This window comes from Enterobacter sp. 296B2 (assembly GCF_034106185.1).
Lineage (GTDB): Bacteria > Pseudomonadota > Gammaproteobacteria > Enterobacterales > Enterobacteriaceae > Enterobacter > Enterobacter cloacae_N.
In genome coordinates, this window is record NZ_JAWNCA010000002.1 from 43,462 (window position 1) to 58,932 (window position 15,471).

General features: G+C 56.8%; 16 protein-coding genes, 1 other RNA gene and 1 pseudogene. 6 read left to right on the forward strand and 12 right to left on the reverse strand.

What is annotated here, in order from left to right; translation table 11 throughout:
• The first annotated feature begins 68 nt into the window (after positions 1-68).
• A complete protein-coding gene (locus URZ40_RS01795) occupies positions 69-779 on the forward strand; it encodes a GNAT family protein (RefSeq protein ID WP_320719679.1) in 711 nt (236 codons plus the stop codon).
• On the opposite strand, the gene ykgO is transcribed toward URZ40_RS01795, so the two are convergent.
• Together ykgO and URZ40_RS01805 are read right to left on the reverse strand one after the other, a co-directional pair.
• Positions 776-916 carry a type B 50S ribosomal protein L36 gene (gene ykgO, locus URZ40_RS01800; RefSeq protein WP_003859006.1) on the reverse strand — a complete coding sequence of 47 codons (141 nt, stop codon included), beginning with the start codon at positions 914-916 and terminating at the stop codon, positions 776-778. The two genes, URZ40_RS01795 and ykgO, sit on opposite strands and share 4 nt — an antisense overlap.
• Before the next feature lie 2 nt (positions 917-918).
• Positions 919-1,179: a type B 50S ribosomal protein L31 gene (locus URZ40_RS01805; protein WP_006176933.1), complete on the reverse strand. Its 261-nt coding sequence runs from the start codon at positions 1,177-1,179 to the stop codon at positions 919-921.
• A gap of 220 nt (positions 1,180-1,399) precedes the next feature.
• Between URZ40_RS01805 and URZ40_RS01810 the strand changes: the two genes are divergently transcribed.
• The gene (locus URZ40_RS01810) at positions 1,400-2,965 is read left to right on the forward strand and encodes an EAL domain-containing protein (protein ID WP_316380345.1); all 1,566 of its coding nucleotides are present in this window, start codon (positions 1,400-1,402) and stop codon (positions 2,963-2,965) included.
• Here the strand turns inward: URZ40_RS01810 and URZ40_RS01815 are convergent.
• The gene (locus URZ40_RS01815; RefSeq protein ID WP_116341576.1) at positions 2,958-3,230 is read right to left on the reverse strand and encodes a metal-sensing transcriptional repressor; all 273 of its coding nucleotides are present in this window, start codon (positions 3,228-3,230) and stop codon (positions 2,958-2,960) included. The two genes, URZ40_RS01810 and URZ40_RS01815, sit on opposite strands and share 8 nt — an antisense overlap.
• Positions 3,231-3,363: 133 nt before the next feature.
• Here URZ40_RS01815 and URZ40_RS01820 point away from each other — a divergent pair, with 133 nt between their 5' ends.
• Positions 3,364-4,182 carry a nickel/cobalt efflux protein RcnA gene (locus URZ40_RS01820; RefSeq protein ID WP_316380344.1) on the forward strand — a complete coding sequence of 273 codons (819 nt, stop codon included), beginning with the start codon at positions 3,364-3,366 and terminating at the stop codon, positions 4,180-4,182.
• 39 nt (positions 4,183-4,221) lie between these two features.
• Here URZ40_RS01820 and URZ40_RS01825 read toward each other — a convergent pair whose 3' ends face one another.
• From URZ40_RS01825 to URZ40_RS01835, 3 genes are all read right to left on the reverse strand, one after another.
• A complete protein-coding gene (locus tag URZ40_RS01825; RefSeq protein ID WP_320719681.1) occupies positions 4,222-7,311 on the reverse strand; it encodes a beta-galactosidase in 3,090 nt (1,029 codons plus the stop codon).
• A 102-nt stretch (positions 7,312-7,413) separates the two neighbouring features.
• Positions 7,414-8,484 carry a LacI family DNA-binding transcriptional regulator gene (locus URZ40_RS01830; RefSeq protein WP_116341582.1) on the reverse strand — a complete coding sequence of 357 codons (1,071 nt, stop codon included), beginning with the start codon at positions 8,482-8,484 and terminating at the stop codon, positions 7,414-7,416.
• A 76-nt stretch (positions 8,485-8,560) separates the two neighbouring features.
• Positions 8,561-9,172: a YitT family protein gene (locus URZ40_RS01835; RefSeq protein WP_192983420.1), complete on the reverse strand. Its 612-nt coding sequence runs from the start codon at positions 9,170-9,172 to the stop codon at positions 8,561-8,563.
• Between the two features lie 87 nt (positions 9,173-9,259).
• Between URZ40_RS01835 and URZ40_RS01840 the strand changes: the two genes are divergently transcribed.
• Positions 9,260-10,681: a PLP-dependent aminotransferase family protein gene (locus URZ40_RS01840; protein ID WP_320719682.1), complete on the forward strand. Its 1,422-nt coding sequence runs from the start codon at positions 9,260-9,262 to the stop codon at positions 10,679-10,681.
• Between the two features lie 81 nt (positions 10,682-10,762).
• Here the strand turns inward: URZ40_RS01840 and URZ40_RS01845 are convergent, their stop codons facing one another.
• From URZ40_RS01845 to ffs, 3 genes are all read right to left on the reverse strand, one after another.
• Entirely contained in the window at positions 10,763-10,978 is a 216-nt protein-coding gene (locus tag URZ40_RS01845) for a hypothetical protein (RefSeq protein WP_023310588.1), read from the reverse strand.
• Positions 10,975-11,226 carry a hypothetical protein gene (locus URZ40_RS01850; protein ID WP_006176926.1) on the reverse strand — a complete coding sequence of 84 codons (252 nt, stop codon included), beginning with the start codon at positions 11,224-11,226 and terminating at the stop codon, positions 10,975-10,977. Before URZ40_RS01850 ends, URZ40_RS01845 begins: the two co-directional genes overlap by 4 nt.
• Before the next feature lie 260 nt (positions 11,227-11,486).
• An RNA gene (gene ffs / locus URZ40_RS01855) (signal recognition particle sRNA small type) lies at positions 11,487-11,583 on the reverse strand.
• Between the two features lie 84 nt (positions 11,584-11,667).
• Here ffs and URZ40_RS01860 point away from each other — a divergent pair.
• Positions 11,668-12,064 (forward strand): annotated as a pseudogene (locus tag URZ40_RS01860) (MGMT family protein).
• A gap of 33 nt (positions 12,065-12,097) precedes the next feature.
• Here URZ40_RS01860 and URZ40_RS01865 read toward each other — a convergent pair.
• Positions 12,098-12,625 carry a YbaY family lipoprotein gene (locus URZ40_RS01865; RefSeq protein WP_028012173.1) on the reverse strand — a complete coding sequence of 176 codons (528 nt, stop codon included), beginning with the start codon at positions 12,623-12,625 and terminating at the stop codon, positions 12,098-12,100.
• Positions 12,626-12,828: 203 nt separating this feature from the next.
• Here URZ40_RS01865 and tesB point away from each other — a divergent pair, with 203 nt between their 5' ends.
• The gene (tesB, locus tag URZ40_RS01870) at positions 12,829-13,689 is read left to right on the forward strand and encodes an acyl-CoA thioesterase II (protein ID WP_116341587.1); all 861 of its coding nucleotides are present in this window, start codon (positions 12,829-12,831) and stop codon (positions 13,687-13,689) included.
• A 96-nt stretch (positions 13,690-13,785) separates the two neighbouring features.
• Here the strand turns inward: tesB and amtB are convergent, their stop codons facing one another.
• Both amtB and glnK read right to left on the reverse strand, forming a co-directional pair.
• A complete protein-coding gene (amtB, locus tag URZ40_RS01875; protein ID WP_014882787.1) occupies positions 13,786-15,072 on the reverse strand; it encodes an ammonium transporter AmtB in 1,287 nt (428 codons plus the stop codon).
• A gap of 35 nt (positions 15,073-15,107) precedes the next feature.
• Positions 15,108-15,446 carry a P-II family nitrogen regulator gene (gene glnK / locus URZ40_RS01880; RefSeq protein ID WP_008503304.1) on the reverse strand — a complete coding sequence of 113 codons (339 nt, stop codon included), beginning with the start codon at positions 15,444-15,446 and terminating at the stop codon, positions 15,108-15,110.
• Positions 15,447-15,471: the final 25 nt, after the last annotated feature.

Consider the following 15,471-nt stretch of genomic DNA (forward strand, 5'->3'; position numbering starts at 1 on the left):
GAGTGGTTCTTTTTAAGGAACCAGTAATTTTCTAATCTGGAACTCTTCTCAACGTCACGGAAATAAAAATGAAGACATTCAATGAGTTTGGACAACCTGTGGGCGAAGCTCTTACCAACTGGCAGCCCCGCCCTCATCCGTCCCGGGTGGTACTGCAGGGGCGTTATTGCCGGCTTGAACCGCTGCGCGTGGAGCATGCCGAAGCGTTGTTCTCCGCCTATGCTCTGGCCGGAGACACCCGCCGCTGGACGTGGCTGCTGCGTGAACCCGATGCCACGGCCGCGGAGTTTGCCGAATGGGTGGCAAGCGTGTGTGAGTTATCGGACCCGATGCACTTTACGGTTATAGATAATCAGACTCAGGCCCCGGTCGGGACGCTGGCCCTGATGCGGATCGATCCCAAAAACGGCGTTGTGGAAGTAGGACACGTTCACTTCTCCGTGCTATTAAGCCGTACGCCCATGTCAACAGAAGCGCAATATCTGCTAATGCGGTACGTGCTCGATACCCTTGGCTATCGGCGATATGAATGGAAGTGCAACAGCCTGAACGAGCCTTCGCGCAAAGCGGCACTGCGTCTGGGCTTTCAGTTTGAAGGGCGCTTTCGCCAGGCGCTGGTCATAAAAGGCCGTAACCGGGATACCGACTGGTTTTCGATTCTCGACAAAGAGTGGTCGGCACTGGCGAGCGCCTTTGAAGGCTGGCTTGCCACCGACAATTTTACTGCCGATGGCAAACAGAAGAGATCCCTGGAAAGCTGGCGAGAAACACGCGTTTAGCGTCTTTTTTTACGTCCCTGCACCGCCTTAAAGCGCGGATTGGATTTGCAAATCACGTATAAGCGTCCCTTGCGTTTGACTATCTGGCAATCCGGGTGACGCTGTTTTGCGCTGCGCAATGAGTTAAGCACCTGCATGGTTAGCCCCGCTTCGCATTAAGAAAGCCGCCAAAACGCTTGCGGAAGCGCGCCGCGCTGCCGTCCGTGGAGAACGTTTTTTGCTTGCCGGTATAAAACGGATGCGATTTTGAAGAAACCTCGATGGTGATGTACGGATACGTTTCACCGTCGAGTTCAATTTCGCGGTCGGTTTTAATGGTTGAACCAACTTTAAAGTATTCATTGGCACTGGTGTCGTGGAATACCACGGTGCGATACGCTGGATGGATGTTTGGTTTCATCGTAAACCCCATGTGTTTTGTTATAACATAACAAAATAATATCCAGGCCATGTTGAAAAAACAACCCCCCTCTCTTCCGACGATATTTTCTGATTTGCTTTAGATAACATGAAAACCCTGCCCCCACGTGCTATAACTATTTCATTTCGCGGTAAAATATCTCTCTGCAGGTAGGGAACTCAGTGCCCGAATTCGGGCATATGAGAAAGGAAACGACAGTATGAAAACCCGACATCTGGTCAGTCTGGTGACTGGCGTACTTATCTTTTCCGTGCTGGTTCCCATTTGCCTCAGCATCTGGCTGGCCCATCGCCAGGCGGAAGAGAAATTTGTCGATGCGCTGGATAGCTATGCTTCTCGCGTGCTGATGCGCACCGACAGGGTCGTGGATCAAGCTAAAGAAGCGTTAAATCATCTGCAGGAATTTAAAGGGGTCCCCTGTAGCCCGCTGCACTTGAGGGAGATACGTCGGGTCGCGTTCTCATGGCGCTATATCCAGGAGGTGATCTACATCGACAATCTCCGCCCAATCTGCTCTTCGCTTGAGCAGGCCAGCAAAGCGGTCCCTTACCCTCCTCCCATGCGGATAACCGAAGATGGTTACAGCGCGTGGCTTACCGCACAAAACGATCTTGGTTTTCACCGCTACATGGCCGTCCTGGGAAAAGGTCATTACCTTGTTCTGATCGATCCTGCCTCGCTTGTGGATGTGATCCCCTTCGGGGCGATTGCCATTGATGCCGCCCTGGTGGGAAGCGCAACGCATCTTATTTTCGCCAGCAGTAACACGCTTGATCCGCATATCCGCGATCGGGTTAACGATCGGGGTATCTCCAGCATTCAGTACAATGGTTCGATGTATGTGATGAAACCAGTCCCTGAGTTGGGGTTTACCGTCGTCGCATGGGCTACGCTCAAGCCCCTGGCTGAAACCTGGCACCGGCAACTGCTTTTCTGGCTGCCGTTTGGCATGCTGATAAGCGTGCTTGCGGCACTGTTTGTCCTGCGGATCCTGCGACGCATCCAGTCGCCACGCAATCGCCTGCTTGACGCCATTAACAGCCGCGATTTTGTAGTTCACTATCAGCCCATTGTGGCGCTGTGTAGCGGCAAAATTGTCGGCGCAGAGGCACTGGCGCGCTGGCCCCAGCCAGACGGAAGCAGTCTCTCGCCTGATATTTTTGTGCCGCTTGCTGAACAAACCGGCCTCATCTCGCAGCTGACGCAGTTAGTCGTGGAAAAAGTGTTTGAAGATATGGGCCACTGGCTGCAGCTCCACCCCGATCAGCATATCTCCATCAACCTCGCCCCGGCCGATTTGACCTCCAGTAACCTGCCGCTTTTACTGAGCCAGCTACTGAATAAGTGGCAGATTCACCCCAGACAAATCGCCCTTGAGTTAACCGAGCGTGGCTTTGCTGACCCCAAAATCAGCGCGCCGGCTATCGCCGCGTTTCGCCGTTCGGGCCACCCTGTCTACATTGATGATTTCGGCACGGGCTATTCCAGCCTCAGCTATCTGCAGGATCTTGATGTCGACACGCTAAAAATTGATAAATCGTTCGTGGATGCGCTGGAGTACAAAAACGTAACGCCGCACATTATCGAAATGGCGAAATCGCTGCAGCTGGCGATGGTGGCGGAAGGCGTGGAGACCGAAGGGCAGCTCACCTGGCTGCACCGCCATGGCGTGCAGTACGGGCAGGGATGGTTCTACAGTAAGGCGCTGCCAAAGACGGAATTTATTCTTTGGGCAGAAAACAACCTCGCCACGCGCTCTACTTAAGATAGGATTTGATCACCTGCAGCACGACGCCAAGATCGGCTTCACGCTGCGCCTCTTCAGGCTCTTTCACGACATGATCGGTAAGATGCCCTTCAATCACCTGCATCATCATGCCATTGACCGCTCCACGGATCGCCGCCAGCTGCTGTAGCACGTCGGCACATTCGTGATCGCTGTTGAGCATTTTTTCCAGCGCGGTGCTCTGCCCCTGAATTTTCTTCAGGCGAGTCAATAACATCTTCTTGTCGCGAACGGTATGTGACATCTCTGTCTCCCTCTGTTTTGGCTTTTTAAGCATATCACGCTCTACTCCCCCTGAGTATTTTTCTACTGGGGGGTAGTATTACTCTACTGGGGGGGAGTACTATTTGCGCACGCTTTCCACACTGGAAATTTCAATGAACGATTTTGCTTCACTCCTGCAGCAGGGTAATGCCTGGCTGTTTGTTCCCAGCGCTATCCTGCTCGGTGCGCTGCATGGCCTGGAGCCGGGCCACTCAAAAACAATGATGGCTGCCTTTATCGTGGCTATCCGCGGCACGCTGAAGCAGGCGGTGCTGCTCGGTCTGGCGGCAACGCTTTCCCATACGGCGGTGGTCTGGATCATTGCCATGGCGGGATTATGGTTTGGCCGCGGCTGGGACGCACATACGTCCGAACCCTGGTTCCAGCTGATCTCCGGGGTGTTGATCGTTGCGATCGCCCTGTGGATGGCGTGGCGAACCTGGAAAGAGAGCCAGCCGCACGATCATCATCACGATCATGACCACCATCACGATCATGACCACCATCATGATCATCACCATCACCATGCACAGCCGCTGGTTGAAGAGGAGTGGCAGGACGCCCACCAGCGCGCGCACGCGCAGGATATTAATCGACGTTTTAACGGGCAAAACGTGACGACGGGACAGATCGCGATGTTTGGCCTGACCGGCGGGCTTATCCCCTGCCCGGCATCCATCACCGTTCTGCTAATCTGCCTGCAGTTGAAGCATTTTGCGCTCGGCGCGACGCTGGTATTCAGCTTCAGTATCGGTCTGGCGTTAACGCTGGTCGCTTCCGGCGCGATTGCCGCCTTAAGTCTTAAGCACGCGACAAAACGCTGGCCCGGATTTAGCGAACTTTCCCGCAAAGCGCCGTGGATCTCCGCGGCGCTAATTATCGTGGTAGGGATTTACATGAGCCTGCATGGCCTGAGCGGCATTCTGGCGTAAGCCTGCGGCCACGCCATGTGACCGCATCTGAATGGTCAGTTAAGGGTTCTGCTGCCAGCTAAAGGTATAACGAAGCTGGCGCGTCTGCAGGATGAATTCCGGCGAAACGCTGGGGCTCCAGGAGTCATCGCCGCCCACGCCCATATGGAACGCATCGAGGTTGAGCCAGCACCCTGGCTCTTCCCGCAGCAGATGATGATGGGTTGTCTCACGAAGCTGCTGCTGGCCGTAGCGGCTCACCGAGAAATGGAACCGGCCGTTCAGCTGGTGCGGTCCCAGCAGAAGCTTCCGGGTATCGCAGCGCAAACCGTTTTCCGTCGGGAAGATATACGGCGTGTGCATGGCCTCCAGGGGCAATACCCAGCGCCCCTGCTGCGCCGCCAGCTTTCTGTCCGGGTAGTTTTCATGCGGCCCCAGCCCCAGCCAGTCAACCTTTTCCGGCGCTTCAGCGAGATGAACGCTCAGGCCAATGCGCGCAGGTTCAGGTATATCAGACGCCATATCGACCTGAATATCGCCATGCAGAATCCCCTGCTCGTCCACCCGCCAGATTTTACGGCTCAGGAACAGCGCCTTGCCGCGATGCTCCAGGACATGCTGAGTTCTCACCACCACTTCGCCTGCGTGCTGCTCTGCCTCACAGTGCAGAACGCGCGATGTGAGATTGTACATGCCCGCCGCTTTCCAGCGTTCCACCCACGCGTTCGGATCGATGCGCGTCGCTTCGCTCACGCCAATGTCGTTGTCCAGCGGCGCGCGGCAGACGTTATCCGACACGGGGGAAAGCAGCGTTTCAACGCCATTTCGCCACCATTGAGTCAGGTATCCGGAGGCGCGATCGAACTGCCAGCGCTGTTGACGATGCGTGATCTCCAGGATGCGATCGCTTTGCGTTAACACCGGCGGCTCGCCCGCCGGAGCTGGCGGAGCAATAAAGAGTGGAGCCGGAAGCGGCCACTGCTCCCACGCGCATCGATGGCCTGCCGGTGACCACGGCGTTGCCCGCGGCTGGCGAATCTCAACGTTCAGCCAGATTTCACCCGGCTCGTCCTTCAGCTCCGGCAGGTCGAACTCCAGACGCTGGATACCTTCCGGCGCCATCGCCAGCGTCACCTCGTCCGCAGCGAGCACGTCCCCGTCCCGGGCAACCGTCCACCTCAGCACTTCGTTATCGCTGTGACGGAACAGATAGCCGCTTTGCACCTCGATCGCCAGCGGAGAGGTGCTGACCAGCGTAAAGGTAAAGAACTGCTGGGCGCGCTGCGCCTCGTACAGCGCCGGGTGCGGCGTGCGATCGGGGAATACCAGCCCATTGAGGCAGAACTGTCGATCGTTCGGCTGATCGCCAAAGTCTCCGCCGTACGCCCAGAACGCGTTGCCCTCTTCGTCTTGCTTCGTCAGGGCCTGATCGACCCAGTCCCAGACAAACCCACCCTGCAGGCGAGGATGGCTGCGAAACGCCTGCCAGTATTTCGCGAACCCACCAAAGCTGTTTCCCATCGCGTGGGCGTATTCACAGAGGATCAGCGGACGTGTCTCGTCCGGCATGCCGATCCATTTCTTGATTGACCATTTAGGCACCGCCGGGAAGGGCTGATCCCAATCGACCCGAGCGTACATCGGGCAGACAATGTCGGTCGCCGCCGTATTGGCCCCACCGCCTTCGTACTGCACAGGCCGCGTTGGATCGGTGGCTTTCAGCCAGCGGTACAGCGCATCGTGATTCGCGCCGTGGCCGGACTCGTTGCCCAGGGACCAGATGATAATTGAGGGGTGATTACGATCGCGCTGCACCATGCGGGTAACGCGCTCGCTCATGGCGGGCAGCCAGCGCGGATCGTCAGCCAGGCGGCTCATCGGCACCATGCCGTGCGTTTCGATATTGGCTTCGTCAACGACGTACAGCCCGTAGCGATCGCAAAGCCGGTACCACAGGGGATGGTTCGGATAGTGGGAGCAGCGCACGGCATTGAAGTTGTGCTGCTTCATGATTTCGATATCACGACGCATGGTCGCTTCGTCCATCACCTGACCGTTTTCCGGGTGATGCTCGTGCCGGTTAACCCCGCGGATCAGCAGCGGTTTACCGTTAAGCTTCAGCAGGCCATTGCTGATGTCAACGCGGCGGAAGCCCACATCGCAGGCCTCAACCTCCAGCACCTCACCCCGCGGATTAAGGAGCGCTATCGTCAGACGATACAGTTCCGGCGTTTCAGCGCTCCAGAGCGCGGGGTGGTCGACGGGGATCGCCACCGTTAAGCGCTCGGCCCAGCTGCCGCGCTCGTCCACAATGTCAGACCCCGGACACCGGGAAACGCTGGCGCATTTTTCACCCTTGCGCCACAGGGTAAAGATCACCTCGCAGTCTGCAAAGCCAGTCCCTGCCAGCGCGACTTCAGCCTTCAGCACCGCGCGGTCCAGCTCTGCATTCAGATCCGTCACCACGTGATAATCAGCAATCTGCGTTTCGGGTTTATGCAGCAGCGTCACGTCGCGGAAAATGCCGCTCATGCGCCACATGTCCTGATCTTCCAGATAGCTGCCGTCGCACCAGCGTAACACCATGACCGCCAGGCGGTTCTCACCGGGCCGCAGGACCGCTGAGAGATCGAATTCGGCAGGCAGCCTACTGTCCTGGGAATAGCCCATCCACCGCCCGTTGCACCACAGATGAAACGCCGAGTTCACGCCGTCAAAGATGATGCGGGTCTGCCCGCTCTGAAGCCACGCGTCATCCACATTGAATGTGAGCGAGTAACAACCAGTTGGGTTTTCTTGCGGCACAAAAGGGGGATTAACGGGGATGGGATAGGTGACGTTGGTGTAGATTGGCGTATCAAACCCCTGCATCTGCCAGTTCGACGGCACGGGCATCGCAACGGCGTCTGCGCAATCTTCGGTTATCCATGCCTCCGGGATTTGCTCGGGTGCAGTAAAGTAGTTAAATCGCCACACCCCATTGAGGGAGCGCCTGCTGGCGGATGCAGTATCATCCCGGGCAGGCTGTTCAAGACGCCAGCTGTGTAACGGCGCATGTGCCTCCAGACGGTTCCACTGGGTGACGCCCGGGTTTTCCCAGTCCCGTCGGGCCAGAATGGCGCTGAGAGTCAGCGATAAAGTGTTGGGCATATTAACCTCTTTGCGAAGCGCTCACAATTTTGGTTAACATGCCCTGGCGCCCGGCGACGGTAAAGCGTTGAATCGCGGGGTAGCGAGTCCGATCACAAAGTTTTATTTGCGGGCAAGCTGCTCGGCAAGGAGTGCCAGGCTTCTGAGCTGCTGCGCCAGATCCTCTCGTTCGGCCTGCTTCGGGGTGCGGCGCGCGCAGGAGTGGCGGGTCACCAGCGTCACCGGCAACTGAACCTGCCAGCATTCCTCGTCCCCGGAGGGGTCCAGCAGCCACTCCACACTGCGCTCGCCCGCCTCGCGAAACGCCTGACGAATGGTCGTCAGCGGTGGGGAAAACCAGGCGCTGTCGGCCGTATCGTCAAACCCGACCACCGATATCTGACCGGGAACAGCGATCCCTTTTTCCGCACAGGCGCGCATCACCCCAAGCGCCATCTGATCGTTCGCCACCAGAATAGCATCCGGTAATACCGCCCCCGAGAGCAGCACGTGTCCCTTCTCATAGCCGCTGGCCGCACTCCAGTCTCCGTAAGCCACCGCAACCGCGTCAAGACCCGCCTGTGCCAGCGTTGCTTTCCACCCCGCCAGACGCGCGCGCGCGGAAACCGAGCTTTCCGGCCCGCTCAGCAGGGCAATATGCCGATGCCCCAGCGAAAGCAGATGTTCAACGCCCAGGCGCGCCCCTTCCCCGGCGTTAAACACGAGGCTATTTACCTGTGCTGACGGCGACACGTCGAGGAACAGCACCGGGACAGGCGTCGCCAGCGCCATGAGCTCTTCGGCGAGCGGATCGTCAAGCGGCACATTTACCAGCAGCGCGTCTACCCGCTGCGCCAGCAGCGCCTGAAGCGCGGCCTGGCACTGATGCGGCTGTTCCACCATGGAAATCAGGACGCTCGCCCCCTGCTCTGCAGCCCGAGATTTTACCGCCGACACAATTTGCGAGGGCGCATGCAGCGCCAGATCGGTGGTGATGAGGCCCAGCGTACGGGTGCGTTTACCCGCCAGCTGCTGCGCCCGCAGGTTGGGGACGTAATGCAGCTCCGCCATCGCCTGCTGCACCTTTTCCCGCGTGCGGGCAGAGACGTGCTCCGCGTCGTTAATCACGCGGGAAACGGTCTGATAAGAAACCCCCGCAAGGAGGGCAACATCATAGAGAGTGATTGCTTTCATGCGTTCCGGCATCGCTATTTTCGAAGCGTCTATTCTGGCACAGCAATGCCGTTAAAGCATGTGAGCGCTTCGCAAATTAAACAACCCGCTCCGGCTGCGGTATTTTCTCACCGCGCGGCTTCTGGCGGAACCAGGGCAAACAGAGCTGAATAAGCGGGCCAATGCTCAGAGCGTACACTACGGTCCCCACCCCAAACGAGCCCCCCAGCACGCACCCAATCAGCAGGACGGACACTTCGATGGAGGTACGCACGCTGCGAATGGACCACCCCAGCCGGGCATGAATGCCGGTCATCAGGCCGTCGCGCGGGCCAGGCCCAAAACCGGCGCCGATGTACATGCTGGTGGCAATCGCATTCATCACGATGCCAGACACGAGGAAAGCGATGCGCACGGGTAACGAACTCAGTTCGGGGAGCAGCGCCATGCTGGCGTCCGCCGCCAGACCAATACAAATTACGTTGCTGATCGTGCCAAGACCGGGCATCTGACGCAGTGGGATCCACAGCAGCAGCACCGCAGCACCGGTCAAAATGATCACCGTCCCGATGCTCATACCCAGCTGAATTCCCACGCCAAGATGAAACACATCCCACGGATCGACCCCCAGATCGGCGCGAATAAACATCGCGGTTGAAAGCCCATACAGCCCTAAACCGACATAAAGTTGTAGCAGACGACGTACCATTTTTTATCTTCTCCAGTGAACCCGACTTTCATCCTGACCCAAAATGGCACTAAGATTAATGTCCAGTTTTTAAATAGTGGACTGCATATGTCATCACGCCGCTTCGGAAGCCAGTCTTTGGTGCGCCTTTTAGGGCACTGGCAGCAAACCTCATCCCGCACACCGCTCTGGCGCCAGCTGGCTGACGCGCTGCGCCTGTTAATCCTTGATGGCCGGCTGGCGCTGCATACGCGGCTACCGGGCGAACGGGAACTGGCCGCGGCGCTGGACGTGAGCAGAACCACCGTCAGCAGCGCCCTCACCCACCTGCGTGAGGAGGGATACCTCGAAAGCCGCCACGGCAGCGGGTCGCGCGTCATACTCCCTGATGCGCGCGCCGTTCCCACCCTTTCAGCGGCGAGCGCCGCCCTGGATCTCTCCACTGCCGCCCTCAATGCCGGGCCGGAGATCCACCAGGCTTACACCCATGCGATCACGGCCATTACCCAGCACCTCTCGCTGACGGGCTACGATCAGCTTGGGCTTCCTGCCCTGCGTGAGGCGATTGCTGCACGCTATACCGCGCGGGGTCTGCCTACCCGCGCAGACGAGGTGATGGTGGTCAACGGTGCCGTCAGCGGGTTTGCGCTGGTGCTGCGGATGATGACCGGGCCGGGGGACCGCGTCGTGGTCGATCATCCCACCTATCCGCTGGCGATTGCCGCCATTCAGGGGGCGCAGTGTCGGCCTGTCGGGGTGTCGCTGCCGGAAACCGGCTGGGATACGAATGGCTTTGCCGCAACGCTTGCCCAGACGGCGCCACGCCTGGCCTATCTGATGCCAGATTTTCACAACCCAACCGGGCGATGTATGGATATCGCCACCCGTCAGGCTATCGCCGATATTGCTGCCCAAACCCGCACGGCGCTGGTCGTCGATGAAACGATGGTCGATCTCTGGTTTGATTCGCCTCCGCCACCACCGCTGGCATCGTTTAACCCGCAGGCCAACGTAATTACGTTAGGCTCTACCGGAAAAAGCTTCTGGGGCGGTCTGCGTCTTGGCTGGATCCGCGCCTCCTCGCGCACCATCGCCACCCTTACCCAGACACGCGATACGCTGGATCTAGGCTCGCCGCTGCTGGAGCAGTTGGCGACGCTGTGGCTTATCGACAACAGCGAACGTTTTCTTCCCGCTCGCCGCAAGATGCTGGCGGAACGCCGCGATCGCTGCAGTGACCTGCTGCGAGAACATTTCCCGGAGTGGAAGTTCCATGAGGCGGAAGGCGGGCTCTCTTACTGGATTGAGCTTCCAGGCATGATGGGGACACAGCTTGCCGCACGGGCAGAAATCATCGGGATTAACCTGGGAACCGGGACGCGGTTTGGCTTATCGGGGGCGTTTGATCGCTTTTTACGTATGCCCTTTTCGCTGGAGCCAGCGGAGCTGGAAGCGGCGTTACTGCGGATTAAACCATTATGGATCGCGCTAAATTCAAATACGCCAGCAGTCAAACGCAGCCTGGTTTAATATTCAAATTTTGAACTGGGTCATAAAATAAAAACTGCTGACTGTAATATATGCAGTCAGCAGTTTTCACTGGTCAGTGATTTAGTGTTGAGGAGGAATCGGGAAGCCTTTCAATGAAATAACGAAGTTATCACCGTCTTTCTTTATTTTTGCACCGGTATCACACCAGTCAGACGCAATACGAAAGAACTCATCGCTTCCAACATTCCAGCCAAGACGTACATGCTTCACGTAGCCTGAACGCAACAGATCGCAGGCCTCGTTGTAGTCACTGGCAGTTGACAGTTGTTGTTTCATTTTCTCTTCTTCAGAAGTTTACGTAGGGCCTTGATTTCTTTAGGAGTAAAAGGAGAAACACTCTCTTCTTCCGTATGCTGATTATCAATATCCTCTTCCGATACTCCCGCCTCTTCTACTGCTTCAAACGCCAGCAGCAGCAGTTTCTCTGTGGTCACGCTTAAATTCTCGTTATTTACTTCCGCATAGTGGCGGAGTCTTTCTTTTAGCGCTTCGTCAATTTTAACATTTAAAACTGCAGTAGCCATGTTTGTCACTTCCCTTCGGAATAAGTACTTTATTTAATACACGAAGTTATCACTGTTATCCAGTTCTATATTTTTTTTAGTTTTGACGAAAAATAGACGTCCAATTATAAAATGCCAGTCTATTATTACAGGTTTATGACAATAATATTTCAAAGCAATGAAATATATATTACATGGTATAGGCATTATATTTTTGTGGAATAAAGGCTAAAAAGAGACGGAAACAGGAAAGATCGGATGAGGCCACAAATGGGTGGGGGCCCTGCCAGCTACATCCCGGCACCCACGTCGTCTGCCCTGGCTGCTTCCTTCCGGACCTGACCTGGTGAACAGAGTAGCGTTGCGGGAGAACCAACAGAGCCCCCATTGAGAGCGTTGATAACCAACGCGCTGGCGCATTATCCCTGCGCAAAGCCTCAATTGCAAGCGACCACAAACCGGATGCTGGTTTCTTGCGCAAACAGACGCAGCAAACACGACGATCTTCGTTTACCATGACGGTCCAGACAACCCTACAGGTGAAGGTATGGACGAACACGACTCCTTTCCACAGCGCGTATGGCAAATCGTGGCCTCGATTCCGGAAGGCTACGTCACCACTTACGGTGATGTCGCACGGCTGGCCGGTTCTCCCCGCGCGGCGCGACAGGTTGGAGGCCTTCTGAAGCGGCTGCCGGAAGGGAGTACGCTGCCCTGGCACAGGGTGGTGAACCGTCATGGCGCCATCTCGTTAACCGGGCCGGATCTCCAGCGTCAGCGTCAGGCATTACTTTCAGAGGGTGTGCAGGTGTCAGGAGCAGGACAGATTGATCTACAGAAGTACCGCTGGGTGTACTAAACCCTCCCCCGAAGGAGAGGGTAATAGCAACGATTACATCTGAGTCGGTGGGGTTGGCAGGGACGGCTGATTGGTCTGTGGAGCAACCGGGACTTCGGTTTGCTGAACCGGTACCAGATTCAGGTCAATTTTGGTTCCACCGTGATTAATCGCTTCCTGAACCGTATCGGTGATAAAGACAAGCTTGCCGTTGATGGTTACCGCTGCGCTCAGCAGGATACGGGCATTCGGCTGCACGTCTGACGGGTTATACGGCAACACGAAGCTAAACGGAGCCTGCTTACCTTCAGTACGGACCGCACGCTGGGCCAGAACTTTCGACGGTGCGTCGGCCAGGGAAGCATCAGACAGCGTTACCGTTAATACCGCATCCGGCGGCAGCGCGACTCTCTGTTTAATCCAGATTGTACCGGAAACGTTAGGCTGCTGAATGGATTGCTGTGAAAGGGTATTAATCCCGTTCGGATCTGCAGCTGGCACCGGCACCTGGGCGCTCTTACCGGCACAGGCGGACAACGCCACCGCAATAGCTACACCACTTAGCATGGGCACGAGTTTCATTGAAGTCTCCTTATCATCAATGCACCAGCGGGATCGATCCCATCCGATGTCGTTTCAATCACATAACGTATTTAAGTGTGGCACAGATCACCGATTAATGCCTAAAAACGTACCGACATTCAGATTATTCTACCCATCGGACCACTTTCATTTCTGCGTTATACTCTGCCTATCTTTCGCTACGGCGTTTACTGAGGACAACTATGAGTCAGGCACTGAACAATCTGCTGACATTACTGAATCTGGAAAAAATTGAGGAAGGACTCTTTCGCGGACAGAGCGAAGACCTGGGCTTACGTCAAGTGTTCGGCGGGCAAGTCGTCGGACAAGCATTGTACGCTGCAAAGGAGACTGTCCCGGCAGACCGTCTGGTGCACTCATTCCACAGCTATTTCTTACGCCCTGGCGACAGCGCTAAACCGATCGTGTATGACGTTGAAGTTCTGCGAGACGGCAACAGCTTCAGCGCACGCCGCGTAGCGGCCGTTCAGAACGGTAAGCCGATCTTTTATATGACCGCCTCTTTCCAGGCACCGGAGCCGGGGTATGAGCATCAGAAAGTGATGCCGCCAGCACCGTCGCCTGACGAACTTAAGTCAGAGACCGATATCGCCCGCGCGCTGGCGCATCTGCTTCCGCCGCAGGTCAAAGAGAAGTTTCTCTGCGATAAGCCGCTGGAGATCCGCCCGGTTGAGTTCCATAACCCAATGAAAGGCCATACCGCCGAGCCGAAACGCCAGGTCTGGATCCGCGCCAACGGCACCGTGCCGGAAGATTTCCGCGTGCATCAGTATCTGCTGGGCTACGCGTCAGACTTCAACTTCCTGCCGGTTGCGCTACAGCCGCACGGCGTTGGCTTCCTTGAAAAAGGGATGCAGGTCGCGACCATCGATCACTCCATGTGGTTCCACCGTCCGTTCAATATGAACGAGTGGCTGCTTTACAGCGTGGAGAGTACCTCAGCATCGAGCGCTCGCGGGTTTGTGCGTGGAGAGTTTTATACTCAGGACGGCGTGCTGGTCGCTTCTACGGTGCAGGAAGGGGTAATGCGTAATCGCGGTTGATGTTGTGCGGCCTGATGCCCTCACCCTGCCCCTCTCCCACAGGGAGAGGGAATACACACTAAAAACGGTAACCAAAGGTTACCGTTTTTCTGTTTATCAGGCGTTATACGCATTCTCGCCGTGGCTGTTGACGTCCAGACCTTCGCGCTCCTGCTCTTCTGGTACGCGCAGACCAACCGTCATATCCGCCAGCTTATAGCCGATGAAAGCGACAACGGCAGACCACACCACGGTGATAGCAATACTTTCCAGCTGCACCAGCACCTGATGAACCATCGTCACGCCTTCAGCGTAGCCCACGCCACCGAGCGATTTCGCGGCAAAGATACCGGTCATGATACAGCCGACGATGCCGCACACGCCGTGCACGCCAAACACATCGCATGGGTCGTCAACGCGCAGCACACGTTTCAGTGCGGTGACGCCCCACAGACCCGCAAGGCCCGCGACCAGACCCACCAGCAGCGCACCGCCTACGCCGACATAACCACACGCAGGGGTGATACCAACCAGACCGGCAATCGCACCTGAACAGGCACCCAGCAGGGAAGGTTTACCGCGTACCGCCCACTCGCCGAATACCCAGGAGAGAATCGCACCCGCCGTGGCCACAACGGTGTTCACGAAGGCCAGCGCGGCGATTTCGTTTGCTGCACTGGCGGAACCGGCGTTGAAGCCAAACCAACCAAAGTAAAGGATAGCCGTACCGGTAAACACCATCGGCAGATTGTGCGGTTTGAACGCCTCTTTACCGAAGCCCACGCGTTTGCCAATCAGGTACGCCCCCACCAGACCCGCTACCGCGGCGTTGATGTGAACAACGGTACCGCCCGCGAAGTCCAGCGCGCCGTGCGTTGCCAGCAGACCACCGCCCCAGACCATGTGCGCAATCGGCACATAGGAGAGGGTCAGCCAGACCACCACAAAGATCAGGACGGCAGAGAAACGAATGCGCTCCGCCAGCGCGCCAACGATCAGCCCGACGGTAATGCAGGCGAACGAGCCCTGGAACGCAACGTGAATATACTGATAGAAACTGCCCATCAGCGCGGTCAACTCAATATTTTTCAGCATCACCCAGTCGAAGTTACCAAAGAAGGCGTTGCCGGTGCCGAAGGCCAGCGAGTAGCCGTAAACCACCCACAGCACGCAGACCAGCGCGAACGTCACGGCAACCTGCGTCAGCATGGAGAGAACGTTTTTGCCGCGGATCAGGCCGCCGTAGAACAGCGCAATGCCCGGGATAGACATGAACAGTACCAGCGCGGTGCTGATCATCATAAAGGCGTTATCGGCCTTGTCAGCCACGGCAGGGGCAGCCAGCGCCAGGCCCGGCAGCAGTGCCAGCGAACCCAGACCCGTTTTAAGTGTTGCTATCTTCATTTTCTCGATCCCTATCACTGTGTGCCAGGCGTTATTTACAGTGCCGCTTCGTCAGATTCGCCGGTACGAATGCGAATGACGCGCTGCAGTTCGGCAACGAAAATTTTGCCGTCGCCAATTTTGCCGGTGTAGGCCGCTTTGCTAATCACATCAATCACTTCATCAAGCTGATCGTCAGCAATCGCGACATCAATTTTTACTTTTGGCAGAAAGTTAACGCTGTATTCCGCCCCGCGGTAAAGCTCGGCATGACCCTTCTGACGACCAAAGCCTTTCACTTCGGTGACAGTCAGTCCCTGAATACCCATTGAAGACAACGCTTCACGCACGTCTTCGAGTTTGAATGGTTTGATTACCACCGTAACCAGCTTCATAGATCCCCTCCAGTCAGAATTCGGT